The organism is Bradyrhizobium viridifuturi (assembly GCF_001238275.1).
In the GTDB taxonomy this organism is placed as follows: Bacteria; Pseudomonadota; Alphaproteobacteria; order Rhizobiales; family Xanthobacteraceae; genus Bradyrhizobium; species Bradyrhizobium viridifuturi.
In genome coordinates, this window is record NZ_LGTB01000002.1 from 64,487 (window position 1) to 85,291 (window position 20,805).

At 61.2% G+C, this 20,805-nt stretch carries 20 protein-coding genes and 2 pseudogenes; 11 read left to right on the forward strand and 11 right to left on the reverse strand.

Going from position 1 to position 20,805, the window contains the following annotated elements:
- Window positions 1-18: 18 nt before the first annotated feature.
- A complete protein-coding gene (locus ALC15_RS02385) occupies window positions 19-318 on the forward strand; it encodes a hypothetical protein (protein ID WP_050625907.1) in 300 nt (99 codons plus the stop codon).
- Here ALC15_RS02385 and ALC15_RS02390 read toward each other — a convergent pair.
- From ALC15_RS02390 to ALC15_RS02420, 7 genes are all read right to left on the reverse strand, one after another.
- Window positions 306-1,487 carry a baeRF11 domain-containing protein gene (locus tag ALC15_RS02390; protein ID WP_063781769.1) on the reverse strand — a complete coding sequence of 394 codons (1,182 nt, stop codon included), beginning with the start codon at window positions 1,485-1,487 and terminating at the stop codon, window positions 306-308. The genes ALC15_RS02385 and ALC15_RS02390 overlap by 13 nt on opposite strands.
- Before the next feature lie 74 nt (window positions 1,488-1,561).
- Window positions 1,562-1,999, reverse strand: coding sequence for a DUF1772 domain-containing protein (locus tag ALC15_RS02395; protein WP_050625909.1), 438 nt, complete (start codon window positions 1,997-1,999; stop codon window positions 1,562-1,564).
- Window positions 2,000-2,034: 35 nt separating this feature from the next.
- Window positions 2,035-2,868: a universal stress protein gene (locus ALC15_RS02400; RefSeq protein WP_050625910.1), complete on the reverse strand. Its 834-nt coding sequence runs from the start codon at window positions 2,866-2,868 to the stop codon at window positions 2,035-2,037.
- A gap of 39 nt (window positions 2,869-2,907) precedes the next feature.
- Complete coding sequence (locus ALC15_RS02405) at window positions 2,908-3,186, reverse strand: hypothetical protein (protein ID WP_050625911.1); 279 nt, start codon at window positions 3,184-3,186, stop codon at window positions 2,908-2,910.
- A gap of 303 nt (window positions 3,187-3,489) precedes the next feature.
- Window positions 3,490-4,212, reverse strand: coding sequence for a Bax inhibitor-1/YccA family protein (locus ALC15_RS02410; protein ID WP_063781770.1), 723 nt, complete (start codon window positions 4,210-4,212; stop codon window positions 3,490-3,492).
- Between the two features lie 69 nt (window positions 4,213-4,281).
- Entirely contained in the window at window positions 4,282-4,905 is a 624-nt protein-coding gene (locus ALC15_RS02415; protein ID WP_050625913.1) for a hypothetical protein, read from the reverse strand.
- 274 nt (window positions 4,906-5,179) lie between these two features.
- Window positions 5,180-5,398 (reverse strand): hypothetical protein, encoded by a 219-nt coding sequence (locus ALC15_RS02420; protein WP_050625914.1) that lies wholly within the window; start codon window positions 5,396-5,398, stop codon window positions 5,180-5,182.
- Window positions 5,399-5,546: 148 nt separating this feature from the next.
- Here ALC15_RS02420 and ALC15_RS02425 point away from each other — a divergent pair, with 148 nt between their 5' ends.
- The 3 genes and pseudogenes from ALC15_RS02425 (at window position 5,547) to ALC15_RS02435 (ending at window position 9,991) form a co-directional block, all read left to right on the forward strand.
- Window positions 5,547-7,241 carry a thiamine pyrophosphate-dependent enzyme gene (locus ALC15_RS02425; RefSeq protein ID WP_050625915.1) on the forward strand — a complete coding sequence of 565 codons (1,695 nt, stop codon included), beginning with the start codon at window positions 5,547-5,549 and terminating at the stop codon, window positions 7,239-7,241.
- A 136-nt stretch (window positions 7,242-7,377) separates the two neighbouring features.
- Window positions 7,378-8,580: an alkene reductase gene (locus ALC15_RS02430; RefSeq protein ID WP_050626095.1), complete on the forward strand. Its 1,203-nt coding sequence runs from the start codon at window positions 7,378-7,380 to the stop codon at window positions 8,578-8,580.
- Window positions 8,581-8,624: 44 nt separating this feature from the next.
- Window positions 8,625-9,991, forward strand: a pseudogene (locus ALC15_RS02435) (NAD-dependent succinate-semialdehyde dehydrogenase).
- Between the two features lie 15 nt (window positions 9,992-10,006).
- Here the strand turns inward: ALC15_RS02435 and trxC are convergent.
- Genes trxC through ALC15_RS02450 form a run of 3 tightly spaced genes read right to left on the reverse strand, consistent with a single transcriptional unit; the run spans window position 10,007 to window position 11,779 of the window.
- The gene (gene trxC, locus ALC15_RS02440) at window positions 10,007-10,465 is read right to left on the reverse strand and encodes a thioredoxin TrxC (RefSeq protein WP_050625916.1); all 459 of its coding nucleotides are present in this window, start codon (window positions 10,463-10,465) and stop codon (window positions 10,007-10,009) included.
- Between the two features lie 18 nt (window positions 10,466-10,483).
- Entirely contained in the window at window positions 10,484-11,329 is an 846-nt protein-coding gene (locus ALC15_RS02445; protein ID WP_430649133.1) for an aldo/keto reductase, read from the reverse strand.
- A gap of 24 nt (window positions 11,330-11,353) precedes the next feature.
- Window positions 11,354-11,779 (reverse strand): hypothetical protein, encoded by a 426-nt coding sequence (locus ALC15_RS02450; protein WP_128089412.1) that lies wholly within the window; start codon window positions 11,777-11,779, stop codon window positions 11,354-11,356.
- Window positions 11,780-12,844: 1,065 nt separating this feature from the next.
- Between ALC15_RS02450 and ALC15_RS45830 the strand changes: the two are divergent.
- The 5 genes and pseudogenes from ALC15_RS45830 to ALC15_RS02470 all read left to right on the forward strand — a co-directional run.
- Window positions 12,845-13,213 (forward strand): annotated as a pseudogene (locus ALC15_RS45830) (PRC-barrel domain-containing protein); the annotation flags it as partial.
- A gap of 66 nt (window positions 13,214-13,279) precedes the next feature.
- Window positions 13,280-13,609 (forward strand): PRC-barrel domain-containing protein, encoded by a 330-nt coding sequence (locus tag ALC15_RS45835; RefSeq protein WP_128089428.1) that lies wholly within the window; start codon window positions 13,280-13,282, stop codon window positions 13,607-13,609.
- A 475-nt stretch (window positions 13,610-14,084) separates the two neighbouring features.
- Window positions 14,085-14,504, forward strand: coding sequence for an Hsp20/alpha crystallin family protein (locus tag ALC15_RS02460; RefSeq protein ID WP_050625919.1), 420 nt, complete (start codon window positions 14,085-14,087; stop codon window positions 14,502-14,504).
- A 14-nt stretch (window positions 14,505-14,518) separates the two neighbouring features.
- Entirely contained in the window at window positions 14,519-16,951 is a 2,433-nt protein-coding gene (gene lon, locus ALC15_RS02465; RefSeq protein WP_050625920.1) for an endopeptidase La, read from the forward strand.
- Window positions 16,952-17,252: 301 nt separating this feature from the next.
- Window positions 17,253-18,452, forward strand: coding sequence for a DUF1236 domain-containing protein (locus ALC15_RS02470; protein ID WP_157860853.1), 1,200 nt, complete (start codon window positions 17,253-17,255; stop codon window positions 18,450-18,452).
- A 72-nt stretch (window positions 18,453-18,524) separates the two neighbouring features.
- Here the strand turns inward: ALC15_RS02470 and ALC15_RS02475 are convergent, their stop codons facing one another.
- Window positions 18,525-19,562, reverse strand: coding sequence for an LLM class flavin-dependent oxidoreductase (locus ALC15_RS02475; protein ID WP_050626097.1), 1,038 nt, complete (start codon window positions 19,560-19,562; stop codon window positions 18,525-18,527).
- A gap of 394 nt (window positions 19,563-19,956) precedes the next feature.
- Here ALC15_RS02475 and ALC15_RS02480 point away from each other — a divergent pair, with 394 nt between their 5' ends.
- On the forward strand, window positions 19,957-20,151 hold the full coding sequence (locus tag ALC15_RS02480; protein WP_094193649.1) for a hypothetical protein: 195 nt from the start codon (window positions 19,957-19,959) through the stop codon (window positions 20,149-20,151).
- 26 nt (window positions 20,152-20,177) lie between these two features.
- Window positions 20,178-20,744, forward strand: a complete 567-nt coding sequence (locus ALC15_RS02485; RefSeq protein WP_050625923.1) for a type 1 glutamine amidotransferase domain-containing protein — start codon at window positions 20,178-20,180, stop codon at window positions 20,742-20,744.
- The last annotated feature ends 61 nt before the right edge of the window (window positions 20,745-20,805 follow it).

Consider the following 20,805-nt stretch of genomic DNA (forward strand, 5'->3'; position numbering starts at 1 on the left):
CGCGGGATCATTCGACAGATGAAACATTCGATCTCGGTTCCCAAGAAGGTCGGCGGATGGGTCGTTATTGCAGTGTTGTTGCTACTGCTCGGAGGTGCCGGTTTCATGGCTTATCGGGGTTTGACGTTCGATAACGCGGATGTTCCGACCTCCGCCTATGTCGCGATGGCCTTCGGCGTGATCTTCTCGCTCATCGTGGGTATCGGATTGATGGCGCTGATCTTCTACAGCAGCCGCAAGGGCTATGACGAGCCACCGGTCCTGGTACCGGAACAGCGAGCCGAAGACGGGTCAGCCGACCGCGATCAACGGAATTGATAGCGAAGGATCGCCGTCAATGGCGCCCGCTCCGGCAGTTCCTCTCGCGATGCCGCCAATACCCTTGCCCCGGTACATAGCGCCCGCCGCGCCACCTCGTCGACGACGCTGTAGACTTCCGCATCATCGGAAGCGGCGTAGGTGACGCTGCCGTCAATATCGCTGACGAGCCCCGGCACCACCGCATCGAAGTCGACAAGTAGTTGCTCGATCGCACCCGCGGTCGCCGCATGAGCTGCGTAGGAAACATCCGTCGTGGCGCGCCGCGGCTTCAGCTCCTCATATCGCGCGATCAAATCGCTGACTTCCCGGGCAGTGAGACGATCGAGGATCGGGATTGCTCGATCCTCGATCTCGGCATCGGTGATTCGATCTGGATTGCCTCCCAAGGCTTCCTCGGCCAGCCCCGGATAATCGCAGACCACGCGGAACATGGAAGCCAGCGGCTCGACGGCCGCGAGGATGAGCGGCGCCGTATGTCCGCGTAGCGCTTCTCGGACGGCGCGATCGACTTTCTCCACATATTGATGCAGGAGCACTTTCTCGCCTTCGAGGTTCTGCAGGTGTCCGCGCGGCGCTCGGACGTGAAACGATGGACGATGCGTCGCTTCCTCCGCATTCTTCGCCAATCCCGGAACCGGTACCCGCAACGGCGGGAAATTGACAAAGACGTGAATCAGCCGGACGCTTTCTTCCGCCAGCGCAAGCACGAAAGCATCGTGCCGCGAGGTCATCGACCGCAGCAGGGGCGTCAAATGGAAACGATCCGCGACCTCTGCCAGCGGCTTTGGCGCTTCCGCCAGCCGGAAGGTTCGCAACGTTTCGGGGACGGCAAGCACCGCAAGCCCGTTGGCTTGATGGTGCCAGAACGAAAGGCTCTCGTCTGGCTTCGCCCGCTGTCGCTGCCGGACCTTGTCCTGCTCCGGGTCTCGTTCGCCCCCGGCGAGTTGCTCGAAGCGCCCTTGGAACGCCTCGATGACGCGCTTGTCGGTGCCGGCATCGTTCAGCTGCGCGAGCGCCTCCTTCACAAGATCCCTGAACAACGTGCGGTTGGATTCGGCCTTCTCGCCAAGGCGGGACGTCGGCATGTACAGGGAAACACAAGACTGGACTCTGAGCTGTGCAAGGTCCCTGAAGTCCGCAATGGTTGGAATATCAATGTGAAGCATCGGGTCCTCGATGGGTGATAAACGCTTTTGCAATATTCGCGGCTTCGTTGCGGAAGAGCGTTGACGACCGTCAATCACGGTAACGGCTGGAGCGCCCATGCAAATGCGCCGCAGGCGGCCAGCCCTATCAGGGCGTAACCCCATTCGAGCACGCCCCAATCCCGCATCAACTTGCGCGCCGGCGCAGATGCCCTTTCGGGCGGAACGGCGTAGAGCCAGATGCTCAAAGGGACCAGCACGTAGTACTCATAGGGCCAGCTTGTCAGGATCGCGAGCCCCCCGATAATCCAGCGCACGTCACCGCTGATCCGAAACTGGATGAAGGCGAGAGCCGCCGAAAGCAGCGAAAGAGTGGTCAGCAAGATCGTGCCGCGGTGATCGCTCACCACCCATTCGCGGATCATGGCACGGGCGCCGAGCTTGAGCCGCGCCGGATGCTCCACCAGGCCGATATAGATCGCCGCACCCAGGAACGCCGCGGCGATCGCGAATGCATATAGACCGGTCCGCATGAAACCTCCGAGCCGGCGGATCGCTGACGGTGCATTCAGTGCGACATGAAGACCGGAACCGTCATCGACTTAAGGATGGCACGGGTGACGCCGCCGAGAATGATCTCGCGGAGCTTGGCATGACCGTAGCCGCCCATCACGATCAGGGTTCCCGATTCATCCGCGACGTGAGACAGGATCGCGTCCGCTACGTCTATATCCGGCGCTGGGATGATCTCGATCTCGACATTGACGTCGTGGCGCGCCAAATGGCTTGCCATTTGGACCCCGCGAATCTCGGTGGTTTCGTTCTTGGTCTTGTCATTCTCGATGATCAGCAGATCGACTTTGGCCGCCTTGGCCAGCAGCGGCAGCGCGTCGTTAATCGCCCGCGCTGCCGCTCGCCCGCCGTCCCAGCAGCACACCACGCGGTCGAGCTTCAATCCGTCCTTGTGGATGTAGGGCACAACGACGACCGGACGTCCCGTCTCAAACAGCGAGCTCTCGATTATATCGTCATTGGCTGCCCCGTCCGGGCTCGACTGCAGGAATATGCTGAGATCGAAGCGCCGGGCGAGCGCTGCGAACAACGTGGGAGCTTCCGCTCCTACGGTCCTGACAAGACGATGTTCCGCCGACAACAGGCTCCGTCTTGCGGCCTCGTCGAACCGCCTGATTGCCGCCTCAGCGGCTTTCTTGCTGTCCTCCACCATTGCCGCGACGATATCGGGCGGAATCTCAAGCATGACATAGCCTGGAAATTCCGGTTCATAAGCAAAGGCCACGCCTGCAATATGGGCGTCGAACGTTTCCCCGACTGTGATCGCGAAATCGCGCGCCCGGTCCCGTGAAACGTCATGCTCCAGATTGACGATGATGTCTTTGATCATCGAAAGTTTCCTGCAAAAGAGACAAACCGTGTCCGGGTGTCAGTAGCAGTCCTCGACGCGGCGCACATGCCAGCCCCATCCATCCCAGAAGCGTTCACGCCGGAAGACGCAGCGCGACCCGTAGTAGGCGGGCTCGTAGCCATAGTAATAATGCGGCGCAGCGAGGGCGGCGCCAAGCAATGCTCCGGCCGCCAGGCCACCTACAACGGGAGCGACGGGAAAGCCGCGATGCCATCGCGCCTGCGCGGCCGTCGGGGAAATGGCAGCGCCCGCCGCAACTGTGGCGGCCACCCCGATCGTGATTAGGTTCTTCTTCATCAAAGATCTCCACCTGCTATTGCCGCGATGAATCTCCTGACTCTCATTCTGGCTGGTCTCGGACCCATCGGAGCACCAGCCTAGTGATTCACAGCCGTTTCAGCATTGGCGTCCGTCAACGAACGTCTGGACTTTTTTGGAAGGGCCGATAAATGTCGGATCATGACGAGCATAGCCCCGATCAGAGGTTGAGAGCCCACAGCACCAGGCTGAGTAGGCTCTCACGAGCAGGCATGTCATCAGCGAGGAAATAGAACGACCGAGCACGATCGGAATGCGCCGCCATCTATGCCGGCTCCCGGATCAATTCTGACGCCGCTGGCCGAACAATTGCAGCAGCAGCATGAAGAGATTGATGAAGTCGAGGTAAAGCGCCAGCGCCCCAATCACGGCCTTCTTGCCAGCCAACTCCTCCGTATCGGATTCCAGATACATAGCTTTGATGCGCTGCGTATCGTAGGCGGTGAGGCCCACAAACAGGATCACGCCGACGATCGAGATCACGAACTGGACGGCGTCCGATCTGATGAAGATGTTCACCAGCGAGGCGATCACAATGCCGATCAGGCCCATGAACAGAAACGACCCGAACCTCGAGAGATCGGCACCCGTTGTAAATCCGTAGAGACTCAGTGCACCGAAGGTTGCGGCCGTGATGAAGAATACGCGTGCGATCGAAGTTCCGGTGAAGACCAGAAAGATGCCGCCCAGCGACAGCCCCATGATGGCGGCGTAGATCCAGAACAGCAAGATCGCGGTGCCGGTACTGATGCGTTCGATCCCGAAGCTCAAAACCAGCACGAAACCGAGCGGCGCCAGCATGACGATCCAGAGCAGCGGCGTGCCGGCAATGGCCTGATAGAAGCCGGAAACGGCGGCGCCATAGGCGACGAGACCGGTCACTATCAGCCCACCTGCCATATAGCCGTAGACGCGCTGCATGTGCTGGCGCAGCCCGGCTTCGATACGAGCTTCCGGCGCCATTCCGAACGATGATCGGGGATCATTAGGGACATAATAGCTCATAGCTCGCTCCTGTAAGTTTGCTCCGTTGCTGCGGGTGCAATACGACATCGCTTCCGATCGTCTCGCACCTCAAGAGACGACTCGGCGGGCGTGCAGAGCGCGTTCGCAGTGGACCTGATCGGCGGTGTAGGGCGCCGCGTCGGGATCGAAGGCGAGCCGGCCGGCCTTACGATAGATTCCACTCCGCTGGCGAAGATCTGCCGCGTTGCGGCTCATCAGCGCTTCGATGCGCGGTGCATCTTCCCGCGCTACCCGCGTGGACACGAGCGTTCCACCGCGCCTCACGCCCTCGGCCAGAACTTGCGCATCTTCTTCGTTGATTCCTGCGTTCGTCAGCACGCCCGGAAGGCTGCCGCTTGCCCCACCAATCGCCCTGCTGCCCAGCATTGCCGCGAGCCGACCGGCCCGGACCACAGGTCCGACCCCTGGCACGGCAAGTATGGTGACAAAGCTCGCGGCAATTGCCGCGCTTGCGCCGATCGCAGCACCCTCGATCCTCAGTCCTGCGCTGCCGTGTTCGCCCTGCTTGCGCAAAGGCACCACGTGAAGCCCCACTGGGCCGCGGTACCAGATATCGCAATTGTTGGAAATCAGGCTGCTGTCTGCAATCGGAGCACCAGAAACCTCCAACAAGAGGATGATGCGGTCGGCATCGACGTAAATATCGTAGAGACGACAGATTGTGGTGAGCATGATGCGAGCCCTTGTAAGATCACAGACCCCGCCACGTTCTCACATCGTCATGCCCTGCCGTACCTTGACGGCTATCAATTGATATGTCCGGAAACGCCGCCATCCCAATAAACTCTGGTAGCGAGTGCTCTTGGTGAGACAAGCAAGCGCCCTTTGTGCGCTGCCAGTCTTCTAATCACCAACCAGGGTCTCACTGAGACTGGGATACGCCTGCCGTTTGGCGAGGTCCAGCGCGAGGCCGAGGCCAAGCGTGATGCAGACCGCGTCGGATAGACTAGGGTCGGTCGATTGCTTCTTTCGTCACGCTGTGCACCGCCGCCACCCAGTCCTGCCACATGGCTGGATCGACCGGCGCTCCGTCGGCCCATTTCAACCCGGCGAGCAAGAATGCGACCTCCTCCTGGGGCCTGTCCACGCGACGCCATACAGCCTCCACGAAGATCCGCATCGTATCGTAAGCCTCAACCAGCGTGATTGTGTCATTGGGCTGCATCGTGGCCAGACCAGTTGTCCTGCTGCTCCGCTTTATAGGTCAGACCCGCAGGTGACGTTGACACCCATCAAGGCACATACAACATCGTCGCGGCACGAAATGGCTATTCATCCTCCGGAAAAGCGAGTTGCCGATAAGGGAGCGCAAGATGTCAAGGACAGTCGCGGACGTTCTGGTTGGCACGCTAGAGCAGATCGGCGTCAGGCATATCTTCGGCTTGATCGGCGACTCACTCAATCCGCTTGCCGACGCCGTGCGTCGCAGCAGGATCGAATGGATCGGAGTCAGGCACGAGGAAGGCGCGGCGCTGGCAGCCGCCGGACAAGCCAAGCTGACCGGACAACTCACGGTATGCGCGGGCACAACGGGCCCGGGCAGCAACCATCTCGTTGCCGGTCTTTATGAGGCCTGCCGCGACCATGCGCCCGTGCTAGCACTCTCGGGCGACATGCCGCGCAGGTTCCATGGCAGCGACTACATCCAGAGTACCGAGCCCGATCTCTTGTTTCGCGACGTCTCGCTTTACACCGAAACCATCGCGACCGCGGCGCAAGCGCCAGCGGTCATTCATCAGGCGATCGCCGCGGCCTATGCCGGGCCTGGTGTTGCGCATCTGACGCTTCCCCAGGACGTGCTAGCCGCGAAAGCCGAAGGCAGCGTCTCCAGCATCGCCACGCTCAAACGGCGGCCCGAATTTGCGGCGAGCGGGCAGGACATTGCCGCGATGGCGCGCCGCATCGATGCCGTCGACCGTATCGTGATCATGTGCGGCGCCGGCTGTCACGGCGCCATCGACGAACTGCGTAACCTCTCGGACCATCTCAGGGCACCCCTGGTCCATTCGCTTCGCGGCAAGGAGTTGATGGCCTATGACGACCCCCGCTGGATGGGCGGGCTCGGCATGATCGGGACCAAGCCGGTCTACGAAGCCGTCCAGGATTGCGAGCTTTTGCTGATGGTCGGCACCGATTACCCCTACTCCAATTTCCTACCCGACCAGGACAAAGTGATTCAGATCGACGAGCGGCCGCAGGTACTGGGCCGGCGCGCGCCGACGACGCTTGGCGTCACTGGCTCGGCGCGGCCGACGCTGGCGCTGTTGCTTGGCAAGGTCGCTCCGAAAACTGACGGCCTGTTCTGGGACCTAGTCACGAAAGAGCGTCGGAAATGGGACGAGATGCTCGACAAGCAGGCCGACCTGCGGCGCAGCAAGGACAATCTTCATCCACAGGCGGTAGCGCGCGCGGCCGGCGATCTCGCCCGCCCTGATGCGATCTTCGTTCTCGATACCGGGTTGAATACGCTGTGGTCGGCCAACTGGATCCGCCAGACCGGCACGCAGCGGATCATCGGCTCCTTCAACAATGCGGCCGTCGGGACAGCGCTTGGGCAGGCCAACGGCGTGCAGGCCCTGGATCGGTCGCGTCAGGTGATCGCGATGACTGGCGACGGCGGCTTCAACATGCTGATGGGCGAATTCCTCACAGCAGTCCAACACAAGCTGCCAGTCAAGATTGTCGTCTACAACAATTCAGCGCTTGGCCTGATCACGTTGGAGGCCGAGAGCGTCGGTCTGGTGCCGTTCCGTCGGGCAATCGAGTTTCCCAATCCGGACTTTGCCGCGCTGGCGCGCGCCTGCGGCGGTCATGGCTTCGTGGCCAGAACTCCAGCGCAGCTGATGTCGGCACTGGCCGAGGCGTTCACCGTCGAAGGACCAGCGATCGTGGAGGCCGTGGTGGTCGCCGACGAGATGCCCAACCTGCCTCATGTCGATTTGGGGCAGGTCGGGCGCTTTGCACTCGCCAAGATCAAAGAAGCCGTGCTCGCCGTGACGGGCGGCTGACACGACGCAACACTCTTGCCCCTTGGCCGTGATTTGGCTCGGAGCCATTTGGTTGACGATCGTCAGTGAGGAGCGTCTTCCGCGTGGCTAGCATCAAGCGAGATTTGCCTTTGCCAGGAGCAGCCCGATGGATGATATGGTGACCACGATATCAACGCAAGAACCGAGCCGGGAGAGGGATGCCGGACCGCTGTTCCAGCCTTACCGCCTTGGTCCATTCAATCTGCCGCATCGCGTGGTGATGGCGCCGCTGACGCGCTCGCGTGCCCGTCAGCCTGGCAACGTGCCGGGCTCGCTCGCGGCCTGTTACTATGCGCAGCGCGCCTCGGCCGCGCTGATTGTCAGCGAGGCGACGCAGGTGTCCATGCAGGGTCAGGGCTATGCCTGGACACCTGGCATCCACAGCCGCGAGCAGGTTGAGGCGTGGCGGCGCATCACCGACGCGGTGCATCAGTCGGCAGGATTGATGTTCTGCCAGCTCTGGCACGTCGGCCGTATTTCACATCCGGCGCTACAGCCAGACAACATGCTGCCCGTCGCTCCGTCAGCCATTATCCCGGCTGGAAAGGCCTTCATCGAAAATGAGCGCGGCGAAGGCACGCTCGTTCCCTTTGTACGCCCCCGCGCTCTCGATATCGAGGAGATGCCCTACGTAGTGGCGCAATACGTGCGCGCCGCAAAGAATGCGGTGGCGGCCGATTTCGACGGCGTGGAGATTCATGCGGCGAACGGCTATCTGCTCGATCAGTTCATTGAGAGCGGCACCAATCGACGCAATGACACCTATGGTGGCCCAGTGGAAAACCGCGCCCGCCTGCTGTTCGAAATCGTTGAGGCCCTGACGCCGATCTGGGGACCGGATCGTATCGGCGTGCGCATATCCCCGATGGGAAAACTGAACGACATCGGTGACCAGAACCCTGAAGCCACGTTTGGTTATGTCGCCGAACGGCTGAGCGAATACGAACTCGCCTATCTGCATATGGTCAATCCCGCTCTGGAGCAGATGCAGAACGCAAAGGACCCGGATCCGCGCGCGCTCGCCATGGCCAAGCTGGTTCGCAAGAAATTCAAGGGAACCCTGATCGCGGCAGGCGGCTTCGATGCCGAGAGCGGAGCGCGGTGGCTGCGCGAGGGATGGGCCGACCTGATCGCGTTCGGCCGGAAATTCATTGCCAACCCTGATCTGCCGGAGCGTCTGCGCCTCAGCGCGGAGCTCAACACCGACGATCCCAGCACCTACTACGGCGGTGGTGAGAAGGGATATACCGACTATCCATCGCTGGCCCAGGATCGAGGGGAACAACCCAAGCCGTGCGTCGACCAAAGCTGGCGATGACCAAGACTGCCGCCTGGCCGAGCGTGATGTGAGGACAATGAGCCATGACATTTCAATCCATCAACCCGACCACCGGTGAGCCGTTTGCAACGTATGATGAATGGCCGACCGAGGTCGTGCAAGACGTCGTCGGTAAGGTTCACCGGGATTACCTCGCCTGGCGCCAAACCGGTTTCGACCACCGCGCTTCGCTGATGCGCAACGCCGCCGACATCCTCAACAGAAATGCGCGCGACTATGCTAAGCTGATGGCGGAGGAGATGGGAAAGCCCCTGCAAGAAGGCGTTGCAGAAGCCGAAAAATGTGCCAAGCTTGCGAGTACTTTGCTGAAAACGCGGAGAACTTCCTGTCACGTCTACCGATACGGACGGAGGCACGCACGACTTTCGTAGCGTTCAATCCGATCGGCGTGGTTCTCGCGGTCATGCCCTGGAATTTTCCATTCTGGCAGGTCTTTCGCTTCGCAGCGCCGAGCCTGATGGCGGGCAATGCAGCATTGCTCAAGCACGCCTCGAACGTGCCCGGTTGCGCGCTCGCCATCGAACAGATCTTTCGCGACGCAGGCTTTCCCCAAAACCTGTTCCGCACGTTGATGATCGCAAGCAAGCAGGTCGCGGCCCTGATCGAGCATCCGCTCGTGCGCGCGGTGACTCTGACCGGCAGCGGCGCCGCCGGGCGCGCGGTCGCGAGCAAGGCCGGCGCCATGCTCAAAAAGACAGTGCTCGAGCTCGGCGGCAGCGACCCCTATCTGGTCCTCGAAGACGCCGATCCCGACTTGGCGGCCGCCATCTGCGCCCGAGGCCGCCTGGTGAATTCGGGCCAGAGCTGCATTGCCGCCAAACGATTCATTGTGGTCGAAAAAGTCAGGCCGGCTTTCGAAAAACGCTTTGTTGAGCTGATGAGCCGGACCAGAATGGGAGACCCGTTCGAGCATGGGACAGAGATGGGCCCGCTGGCGCGGCACGATTTGCGAGACACGCTACACCGGCAAGTGACCTCCAGTGTCGCGAAGGGCGCCCGCCTGCTTCTTGGTGGGACTGTGCCGAATCATCCGGGCGCTTACTATCCGCCGACCGTCATTACCGACGTGAGCAAGGGCATGCCGGCTTATGAAGAGGAATTGTTCGGCCCGGTTGCGGCCATCATTCCGACCCGAAGCGAGGTCGAGGCGATTGCGGTCGCGAACGACACCGCGTTTGGGCTTGGTGGCGCCGTGATCACCGGCGATCTTGCGCGTGGAGAAATAATCGCCGAAACCGAGATCGAAGCGGGAATGGTCTTTGTCAACGACAACGTTCATTCTGATCCGAGACTGCCGTTTGGAGGCATCAAGGAAAGCGGCTATGGACGTGAATTGTCCGCCTACGGCATCCGGGAGTTCGTCAACATCAAGACCGTGATGGTCGCGTGAAGCGCCCTCTGCGGCTCAGACTGCGGACGCTGCCGATGGTGTGTGCTGACGCAACCATTGGCGCAATGCCTCGGCGGGGATGGCGCCTGCACGTTGCGCGACGACATTCCCTTTATGGAATAGCATCAGGGTTGGAATGCTTCGAATGTTGTAGTGGGCCGATAACTCTGCTTCCGCCTCGGTGTCGACCTTCAGGAAGCGAAGTTCAGGTTCGAACTCGCCAGCGACTCGCTCGAGAACCGGTGCCATAGCCTTGCAGGGCCCACACCACTCCGCCCAGAAATCGACCACGACGGGAATGTCGTTGCGCTGGATGTGGGTCGCAAAGGTGCTAGCGGAAGCCGGCGTCGGATGTCCCGTAAACAGGAGTTGGTGGCAGTGTCCGCATTTTGCCCGGCGCGCATCCTTCCTGGCCGGATAACGGTTGATTCTCGTGCAATGCGGGCAAACGACGTGGCGGGCCTCTTCGCTCATGGTTCGATGTATCCCGAATCAATGCGACGCAAGAGGTTGCTTGCGGTCTGGCGGCGGAAAGGCTTTGTCGAGGTCGGCTAGATCCCGTGGCGTCAGGCGAACGTCGAGCGCCCCACGGTTTTCGCGAACATGCTCAGGCTTGCTCGACTGCGGTATCGCACAAACTCCCTCCTGGCGCAGTACCCAGGCCAGCGCCACTTGTGCCGGCGTCACGCCAAGACGCGCCGCAATTTTCAAGAGTGCCGCATGACCCAGCATGCGGCCCTGTTCGATCGGCGAGTAGGCGATGACGGGGACACCGCTGCGCTGGCACCAGGGCAGAAGATCGTACTCGATCCCGCGGCGCTCGAGATTATAGAGCACCTGATCGGCCACGACGTTCGAACCATCGGGCAAGTCGACGAGTTCCTGCATGTCATCGAGGTCGAAATTGCTGACACCCCAGTACCGGATCTTGCCCGCGCCCACCAGAGTTTCGAAGGCGTCGAGAGTCTCTTCCAGAGGAATCAGCCCTCGCCAATGCAGAAGATAGAGGTCGATCTCATTCACTCGAAGCCGAGCCAGGCTTCGGTCGCAAGCGGCCATCGTACCGTGCCGGGTACCATTTTGAGGCAACAGCTTGCTCACCAGAAAGACTTCGTCTCGCCGGCCCTTGATAGCCTCGCCGACGAGTCTTTCGGCGCCGCCGTCCGCATACATTTCGGCCGTATCGATCAGGCTCATGCCGAGATCGATCCCGAGGCGCAGCGCGTTGATCTCGTTGGTCCGGTTCAGCGGATTCTCGGCCATATGCCAAGTCCCTTGGCCAAGCATTGGAACATGCTCCCCTGAAGGGAGCACGATGGTGCGCGTGGCCTCAGTCACAGTCATGGTATGATTCCCTTGCGTTCACTGCAGACCCATTTTCACGCATAGCCCCGCGTGACGGATGTCGCAAAATTGGACGTCGCCGCTCGCGGGATCGATAAACCAGATCACCGGCAGGAACGGATTGATCGTCGCGGAGCCCGTCACGGCATGCGCCACATACGTCTCGTTCAGCGACGGCCGGCCGATCGTCGTGTCGACCTTGACGCACGAACCATTGTTCGCCGTAAGGTCGCGATAGCTGTAGCGCACTGAACAGACCCAGAATTGATTTTCCTTCTTGTCGACCACATAGGCCGTGGCTGTTCGGTTGGACGCGGTGTCCCCCACGTCCGGCTCGGGGAACAACTCGTAGTGCATGCCTTGGGCGATCGCCGGCGGCGCGACAGTGAGCGCGAAAACAATAGCGATGTCTTGCACCAAACCTCGCATGACCAATCCAGGCATGACCAATCCAGGGTCGAATGGGGTCTTCTAGCTGCTTCTAGGCGCGCACGCCTTGACCGCTATCAATTTCAGGAATGGAGAGCGGCATTGCGGTGCCGATTGCTTGGGGCGGCTGACCGGTTGGTATCACTGCCATATGCCTCGGCCGTCAGCATGCGATCGTGAATTTGACTCGCAAGCGGCATCGGGATGAGCAGCGAGCCGGCTGCCGCAAAACTCGCGCGGCAAGGGTCCCCCGAACGACCAATTGATGACCGTCAAGGCCCTTCACACTCTTCGCATCTTAAAGATGCCCAACATGATACAAATCCTGGGTAGCACATGCAGAGAAACGTTGCTCCGATCCGCTGTCCCCTATGTGTAAGGCCGTTCCGCTTCGCGATCGCTCCGACGGGCAGGCTTGACTTGATTTGTGTCGATTGCCCGGGGAGCGATCCGCTACGTTGGCCCCATCTTTCCAGATTAATGGATGGCGAATTGCGGCCGCCGCAGCAACAGCGACTCATCCAGCGGGTAGAATAGTTAATCAGCAATCCTCCTCACATCAAAACCTGGCCCAACTGCGCATCGCTGCGGCAGAAAGCCCGCCATCGAGCATTGATAGCGTGGTAATTTTGGGCGCGCGATTATACTGGCCGTTGCCGCCGAAGCGACGTTGTCCGACATCGATGACCCCTTTCTCGGAAGGTGCAAAACATCACGTGCATCGATGAGAGAATTGGTTGATCCACAGTGGATACGACTTCGGCACAAACGGGCCATGTCGATACGGTTTTGATCGAGGAGATCGACACCCGTTGGTGCGATCCGTGAGCAGCGCGGCCGACGGTGTAGCACCCGACCTACGATAAGCTGCGGCGACGCCTCGTATCCGAATGCATCGCCGCTCCTGATTGCTTGCAAGACCCGCACGCCGGCGCTGACGACCGTCAATGCAACGAGCGCGATGGCAGCATACCTTATTAAAGTACAGGACCTCCGGAGCAAAAATTTCCGGAGCGAATGAATCCACGCTTAAACTTGCCTTGTGCAGTCAACTGGTCTGAGTCGAATCTAGGAGACAATATGGCGACTATAACGCAGCACGCACCCACCGCGGCGCGCGGAACAACGTCATCCCTGATCGCAAGTGATCGCGTCGAAGGAACTGCGGTCTATGACGCGAGCGGTAAGCGCATCGCGAAAATCGAGCAGCTTGTAATCGACAAGGCCGGCGGCCGCGTCGCGTACGCGGTCCTGAGTTTCGGAGGTTTCCTTGGCATCGGCGCCCACCACTATCCGATTCCCTGGTCGATGTTGGACTTCGATGAGAAGCTCGGCGAATACCGAGTGGACGTCGCCGAGGAGCAACTCAAGAACGCCCCGAAAATCGAACAAGGGGATGGGTGGGACCAAGCTAATCTGGACCGCGACGAAGAAGTCTATGGTTATTGGGAGCAGCCCGGACCGCAGCAACAGGGCCAGACTTCGTCGCTCATCGCTAGCGACTGTGTGGAAGGAATGCCCGTCTATGACGTACACGGCAAGCGCATCGGGAAGGTCGAACGCCTGATGATCGACAAGGTCACGGGCGAAATCGCCTACGCGATTCTGAGTTTCGGCGGCTTCCTCGGCATCGGCGCCGATCACTATCCGATACCGTGGTCGATGCTCACCTACAACGAAAAGCCCGATGGTTTCCAGCTGGACATCACCGAAGAGGAGCTCAAGAACGCCCCGAAGATCGAGCCAGGGGAAGACTGGGAGAAAACAACTCGGGCCCGCAACCAGGACGTCTACGACTATTGGGAAGTAAGATACTATTGGATCGACGCTTCCGATTTGGGGTGAACACTAGCGTGAGCCTCTCATCGACAATGCAGGCATCTACGCTTGGGCGCGCCGGCGACGTCGTGCAGCCTCATTGTTAGCTCGCGGGGCTTATGACATGCAATTTGGCCAAGCCTCGATCGAACTGCCAGAATTTGAGATGGCATGAGATTCGCAACCTGTCTACTCTGTCGCGGCTGACGCGTGGACTCAAATCTGCGCCTTCGCATGGCGAACCGCCCTCAGTCTGACCAGTCGAAATCTCCCGGCCCTCGGCAACCGCCGGGCAGCACCATCTCCGGACACAGCGCATTTCGCCGGTCCCTTCGGTTGATCGCGCACGAGATTGCGAACGCCGCTGTGCCCACTTGATTGACGGTCGTCAAGGTGACGATCAGTCCACCGCCGTACGCTGGAAAGTATGATAGCCGAAGCGCTTGCGGTGCGGAGGGCTACCGGGTCCGGCTCCAGGATTCCGATTCAAGGAAGGCGCCTGATGGCCCAGATCGATCCGAGAACACTGATGTGGACCAGAGCTTGCGAGCTGATCGATCGGGCCGAACGGTTGCATCGCCAGTTCTTCCAGCCAAGGGTCGAGCCGGTCCGCGACCTTTATTGGGAACCGCCGGTTGATATTGTAGAAACCGAGACCGACGTTCTGGTTACTATAGCGCTTCCGGGCGTTGACGCCGGCGCAGTCAAAGTGTCGGCTCGTACCGGCGAGGTTTCCGTGGTCGGCTTGCGACGTCCAAGCAACATCCCAGCCGGCAGCATAGTCCATCGGCTCGAAATTCCGTATGGCAGATTCGAGCGCCAGATAGCCCTTCCCGGCATGTTTCTTCGGCTTGGCGAATCCGAACTGGCCGATGGCAATCTCACGCTTCGCTTCTCTAAGCAGCCTTTTGAAGGCCTTTGACGGGAGGCAGATCAATGACGGATGCAACCGAGATTTCGGGCGCCGGGCCCAGTCAAAACCATCAGCCGATCCCTGCGGATGCAATAATCGTCATTCCGATCCGAAATATGTTGCTCTTCCCCGGCGTGGTGCTGCCATTGACGCTGGGCCGACCTGCCTCGATCGCAGCCGCCCAGGAAGCGGTCCGTGCCGGCCGCAAGGTCGGCCTGCTGCTGCAGGACGATCCCACTATCGAACAGCCCGAGCCTCAGCATCTGCGGCGCGTCGGCGCCGTCGCCGAGATCCTCCGCTACGTAACGTCCGAACAGATCCACTATGTCATTGCCCGGGGTTTGCGGCGCTTCCGCGTCGAGCAATTTCTCGAGGGTTATCCATTTCTCGTCGCTCGGGTCAAGGAGATCGGCGTCTCCGAGGTAGTCACGCCGGAGGTTGAGGCGCGGATGCAGCTTCTAAAAACGCGCGCGCGCGACGCGATCCAGCTGTTGCCGAACCTGCCGCCGGAGATCGCTCCGGCGATCGAGAGTATTGACTCGCCCTCGGCCCTGGCCGACTTCCTCGCGGGCATTCTGGACATACCGGTGCAGGAGAAGCAGGACCTGCTCGAGACGTTCGACGTCACGCAGTTGCTCGACAAGCTGCTCGGCCTCATTGCCAAACGAATTCAAGTGCTGCAGCTTTCGAAGGATATCAGCGAGCAGACACAGCAAACCCTATCGTCGCAGCAGCGCGAGCATATCCTTCGCGAGCAGCTTCGTCAGATTCAGAAGGAGCTCGGCGACGACGATCCCAAGTCAGCCGAGTTGAAGGAACTGCGTGACAAGATCGACAAGGCAGGCATGCCTCCGGAGGTCGAGGAGCAAGCCAAACGAGAATTGCAGCGGCTCGAGCGGCTGCCGGAGATCGCGGCCGAATACGGCATGGCGCGCAGCTATCTCGAATGGCTGGTCGAACTGCCTTGGTCGAAATCGGATTCCGAACGCATCGAAATAGCCGAGGCCCGGCGTATCCTCGATGAGGATCACTACGGACTTGAGGAAGTGAAGCGGCGCATCCTCGAATATCTAGCCGTGCGCAAGCTGAATCCGGGCGGCAACAGTCCGATCCTCTGCTTCGTCGGCCCGCCCGGCGTCGGCAAGACCTCGCTGGGCCAGAGCATCGCCCATGCCACAGGCCGAAAATTCGTCCGGCTGAGCCTCGGCGGCATTCATGACGAGAGCGAGATACGCGGACATCGTCGTACCTATGTAGGCGCCCTGCCCGGCAACATCATTCAGTCAATCCACAAGGCCGGCACCCGCAATCCCGTGATGATGCTCGACGAGATGGACAAGATGGGTGCTGGGTTCCACGGCGATCCCGCGGCCGCGCTGCTAGAGGTCCTCGACCCCGAGCAGAACGCGACCTTCCGCGACAATTATCTAGGCCTTCTCTTCGATCTCTCAAAAGTCATGTTCATCGGCACCGCCAACGTCGTCGACAGTATCCCGGGCCCGGTGCGCGACCGAATGGAAGTCATCGAATTGCCCGGCTACATCGAGGATGAGAAGCTGGCGATCGCCAAGCGTTACCTGGTCAAGCGTCAATTGGCATCGGCGGGGCTGCGCGATGACCAATGCCGGATCGGCGACGACGTGCTACGCGCAATCATCCGCGACTATACCCGGGAAGCAGGTGTGAGAAACCTAGAGCGCCGAATCGGCGCGCTGTGCCGGTACGCCGCCATGCAGATTGCCGAAGGCGCTGCCAACTGCGTCACCATGAAGGTTGGGGACCTTCGCGCCGTCCTGGGGCCGAAACGTTTCGAGCCGGAGACCGCCATGCGCACCAGCGTGCCGGGGGTGGCGACCGGACTCGCCTGGACACCGGTGGGCGGCGATATCCTGTTCGTCGAGGCGTCCAGCACGCTCGGCAGGGGCAAGCTCATCCTCACGGGACAACTCGGCGAAGTGATGAAGGAAAGCGCGCAGGCCGCATTGACGCTAGTGAAATCCCGCGCCGCTGAATTCGGCGTCGATCCGAAGGAGCTGCAAAAGTCGGATATCCACATTCATGTGCCGGCGGGCGCCATTCCGAAAGATGGTCCGAGCGCGGGCGTTGCCATGTTCATGGCCCTGATGTCGTTGCTCACCAGGCGCACTGTCCGCAGCGATACGGCCATGACCGGTGAAATCTCGCTGCGCGGCTTGGTGCTGCCGATCGGCGGGGTAAAGGAGAAGGTGCTGGCGGCGATCCAGGCCGGCATCGCAACGGTGATGCTGCCCGCACGCAATCGCAAGGATCTGGAAGATGTGCCGGAAAAGGCGCGAGGCCTGATACGCTTCGTGTGGCTTGAGCGCGTCGACGATGCCCTCGAGGCATCCCTTAATCCACCGGATGCCAAGGAGTGGGATCTGGGCGAAGCAACGCAGACTGCCTCCACGGACCGGCACGCAGCGCGGTCTCGATAAGCCGTGCATCGGCGGCAGCGCATTTGATCGGAGAAATTGACCGAGGTCAGCGCGGCAGGCGCGACTACCTTGCGTAGATGCGTTTAGTTCAATTTCGGTGCAGATAGTCCGACATAAGTTCTGCCGCACAGCCTTCAGCTGTGCGCACTCGAGCAGCGTGACCGCCCTACCGCCCCCTGGGTCCGGGTTGACCGTCGTCATGGTGAAACCAAACGCCGCAACCTAGTTTGCCGAATGCGAGACGGGCTGGGAACCAAGAGGAGATTCTTCCATGAGGATTAACTGGCTTTACACGACGGCAATGGCGTTGGTGATTGGCGCCGGTCCCGCCATTTCGCAATCGCCGGAAGGTTCGCAGAAGCGCGAGGAAAGCCCCCGCGCCCAGTCGCCGGCGTCTCAATCTAGGGAAATGGTCCGTCCACCCGCCCGGTCGAAGGAGATCGATCGCGGCGGCGCGGCTGATCGCATCAAGGAGCGCGCGCAGTCCGAGCCGAATGGGGGCGCCGAGGACATGCAGCGCGGCGAGGTCCCGTCGCCGGCCGAGCGCAGCAAGGAGGCGCAGGAACCGCGGGGCCGCGAGTCCAAGCAGCCGACCCGGCAGAGCCAGGATCAGCGCAGCCGCGGCGAGCGCACGCCCTCGGGCACGGCGCAGAAGGAACTGCAACAGGGCCGCGATGCCAAGCCGGCTGCCGACCGGAAGCAACAGGCTGACGAAATGCTGCGGGGCCGCGAGGATCAGGGCAAGCCGGACCGCTCTCAGGACGCCGCCAGGCCGGCCGATACGAAGCAGCAGCAGACCCAACAGCAGATCGATCGCGATCGCAAGGAACAACGCGATCAGGCCACCCAGTCCTCCAAGTCCTCCTCGCCGCAGGAGAGCGCGCGGCCGGCCGACAACGCTCAAACCCAGAGGACCGGTCAAGCGCCGGATCAATCGAGCCGCCAGACTAGCTCGGCCGCGGTCAGCGACGATCAGCGTAGGCAAGTCGTCGATCAGCTGCGTCGCGACAGGACTGCCACCAGCCAGAATCTCAATGTTCAAGTCAATGTCGGCACGCGGTTGCCGCGAGGCGCGGAGGCGCGCCGATTGCCGCCCGAAATCGTACGGATCATGCCGCAATACCGGGACTATGAGTATACGGTCATCGACAACCGCGTTGCCATTATTGATCCCCGGCGGCGCGAGGTCGTGGATATTCTCGACGACGGGCCGGGTTACAGCAGGGCGGCCGGCGACAGGCGCGATCGTGTCGTCATCGGCGAGGACACGCGCAGGCGGCTCAGAGAATTGGTGCGGAGTTCTCCGACAACGGTCGGCTCGACCTCGCCTTCGGCCAGCGGAGGCGAAACCTCCGCGCGGAACTGTCTGTCGCTGCAGCCGATGCCGGAAGAGCTGGCGCGTAACCATCCAGAGCTCGCCAACTATCGTTATCTCGCCATCGGCGACGAGGTGGTACTTGTTGACCCCCAGCAGCCGAAGATCGTCCAGGTGATCGACTGAGGCTGCCTGTTCTCCCCTCTCGATCGCCGCTGCTCGATCAATTGTACGGGCTGCACAGCCTGGTCCGGATATTCAAGGGGTGGAAGCATCCGACCACAGCAAGGACGTCGGCTGACGGGAGTCGATGCGGCGGCGTATTTCGGCCGCGATTTCGAAAGAGCGGAGTCTCGCCGTGTGGTCGTAGATTTGCGCCGTCAACATCAGTTCATTTGCACCTGTCTGGGCGATGAAGGCTTCGAGCCCCCGCTCGACGGCGGCCGGAGCACCGACCACAGAGTAGGCCAGCGCCTCCTCGACACCCTTCCGCTCCAGCGGAGACCAGAGTTCATCCATGTTGTCGAGCGGCGGCGGCACCGGTCCGGGCGTGCCGCGTCTCAGGCTGAGGAATTGCTGTTGCAGCGATGTGATAAGACGGCGCGCCTCGGCGTCGGTATCGGCGGCGAAGACATTGACGCCGACCATCGCGTAAGGCTCACGAAGCTGTTCCGACGGCTGAAAGCGGGCGCGGTACACCCCGAGCGCCCGCAGCAGCTCCGATGGAGCAAAATGCGACGCGAACGCAAAGGGCAAGCCGAGCATCGCAGCGAGCTGTGCACTGAACGTGCTCGATCCGAGCAGCCAGATCGGAACCCGCAATCCGGCACCTGGCACGGCCCGCATTATCTGGCCCGGTTGCAGCGGTCCCAGCAGGGCCTGCAGCTCCATGACATCATGGGGAAAATTCTCTGCGGTCGTGGCCAGATCCCGGCGCAACGCGCGCGCGGTACGCTGATCGGTGCCGGGTGCGCGGCCGAGCCCGAGATCGATGCGACCCCGATAAAGCGATTCCAGCGTACCGAACTGCTCAGCGATGACCAACGGCGCATGGTTCGGCAACATCACGCCGCCCGATCCAACACGGATGATGCGGGTGCCGCCGGCGATATAGCCGATCACCACCGCAGTCGCAGCGCTGGCAATGCCTGGCATATTGTGATGCTCGGCAAGCCAGAACCGCTTGTAATTCCAGCGTTCGGCATGCTGCGCCAGATCGAGCGAATTGCGGAAGGCCTGGGCCGCATCGCTGCCTTGATTAATCGGCGACAAGTCCAAAACCGAGAAGGGAATCACCGGCATCTCCAGCTTTCAGATAATCTCGCGGCCAAAGGGAGCGCCGGCACAGGCCAGATGCGACCAAGCTTCGTCCGCCAGCCAGTGCTGCCACATCGCCGAACGACGGGCACGCCGTCGGCCCATTTCAAGCCCGCCACTCTTGCCACGAAGCCGTTTCGATTCGTATCGCGTCATAGCCCTCAATCAGGGGGATGGCGTCGGCCGCGTTCATTTTGGTCACATATTCGGTCCCGTCCGCCCGCGCGCGAACCTTGCAAGCGCCAGCCTACTAGGGAGGTTCTAATCCCGCTCCGCATTGACGGCAGTCAGTTGAGGCAGATCGCTTTGCTCCTAATATTTTCACTTGAATAGAACAAGCGGGCTGCCAATGTCCTGCGCTGCCGGAGCGAATATGAACGAGGCGACCACGATTGCGCGCGCAGCCCCTACCATCCAGGCGGCGGACACGGACGTGCTGTTCATGCCGTACCGGCTTGGCCCCTACAACCTGCGGCATCGCATTGTCAAGGCACCGCTGACTCGCGCGCACGCCAGCCGGGCATTGCGCCACCACGTCCACTACTTTCACGAAGACGCGCTCACTTAGCACCACGATTAGAAAGGCACTAGATCATGGCAGAAGACACCCTCAAAGGACTCAAGGTGGCCATCCTGGTCACCGACGGCTTCGAGCAGGTCGAACTCACCGAGCCACGCAAAGCCCTGGACGAAGCCGGCGCCACGACCAAGATCGTTTCGCCCAAACATCAAAGCGTACGGGCGTGGAATTTCACTGACTGGAGCATAAAGTTGCCGGTCGATGTGGAGCTCGATCATGCCAAGCCGGAAGACTTCGACGCGCTCCTGCTGCCGGGCGGTGTTATCAACCCGGACTCGCTTCGCATAGAGCCGAAAGCAGTTGCTTTCGCGAAGGCGTTTTTCGATGCCGGAAAACCGGTTGCAGCGATCTGCCATGGTCCCTGGACGGTGATCGAGACCGGCGCGGCGCGCGGCCGGCGCATGACCTCATGGCCCTCGCTCAAGACCGACCTCAAGAACGCCGGCGCGGATTGGGTGGACCAGGAAGCGGTCGTGGACAAGGGCTTGGTCACGAGCCGCAGCCCCGATGATATTCCGGCATTCAACCGGGAAACGATCAAGTTGTTCAGCGGCGCACGTGGGCATCGTCATGCCGCATAATGCCCGGCGCTGTACGAGGACCAGCGTCCAAAAACGGCGGCTCGGTCCGCTGCCGCGCGGA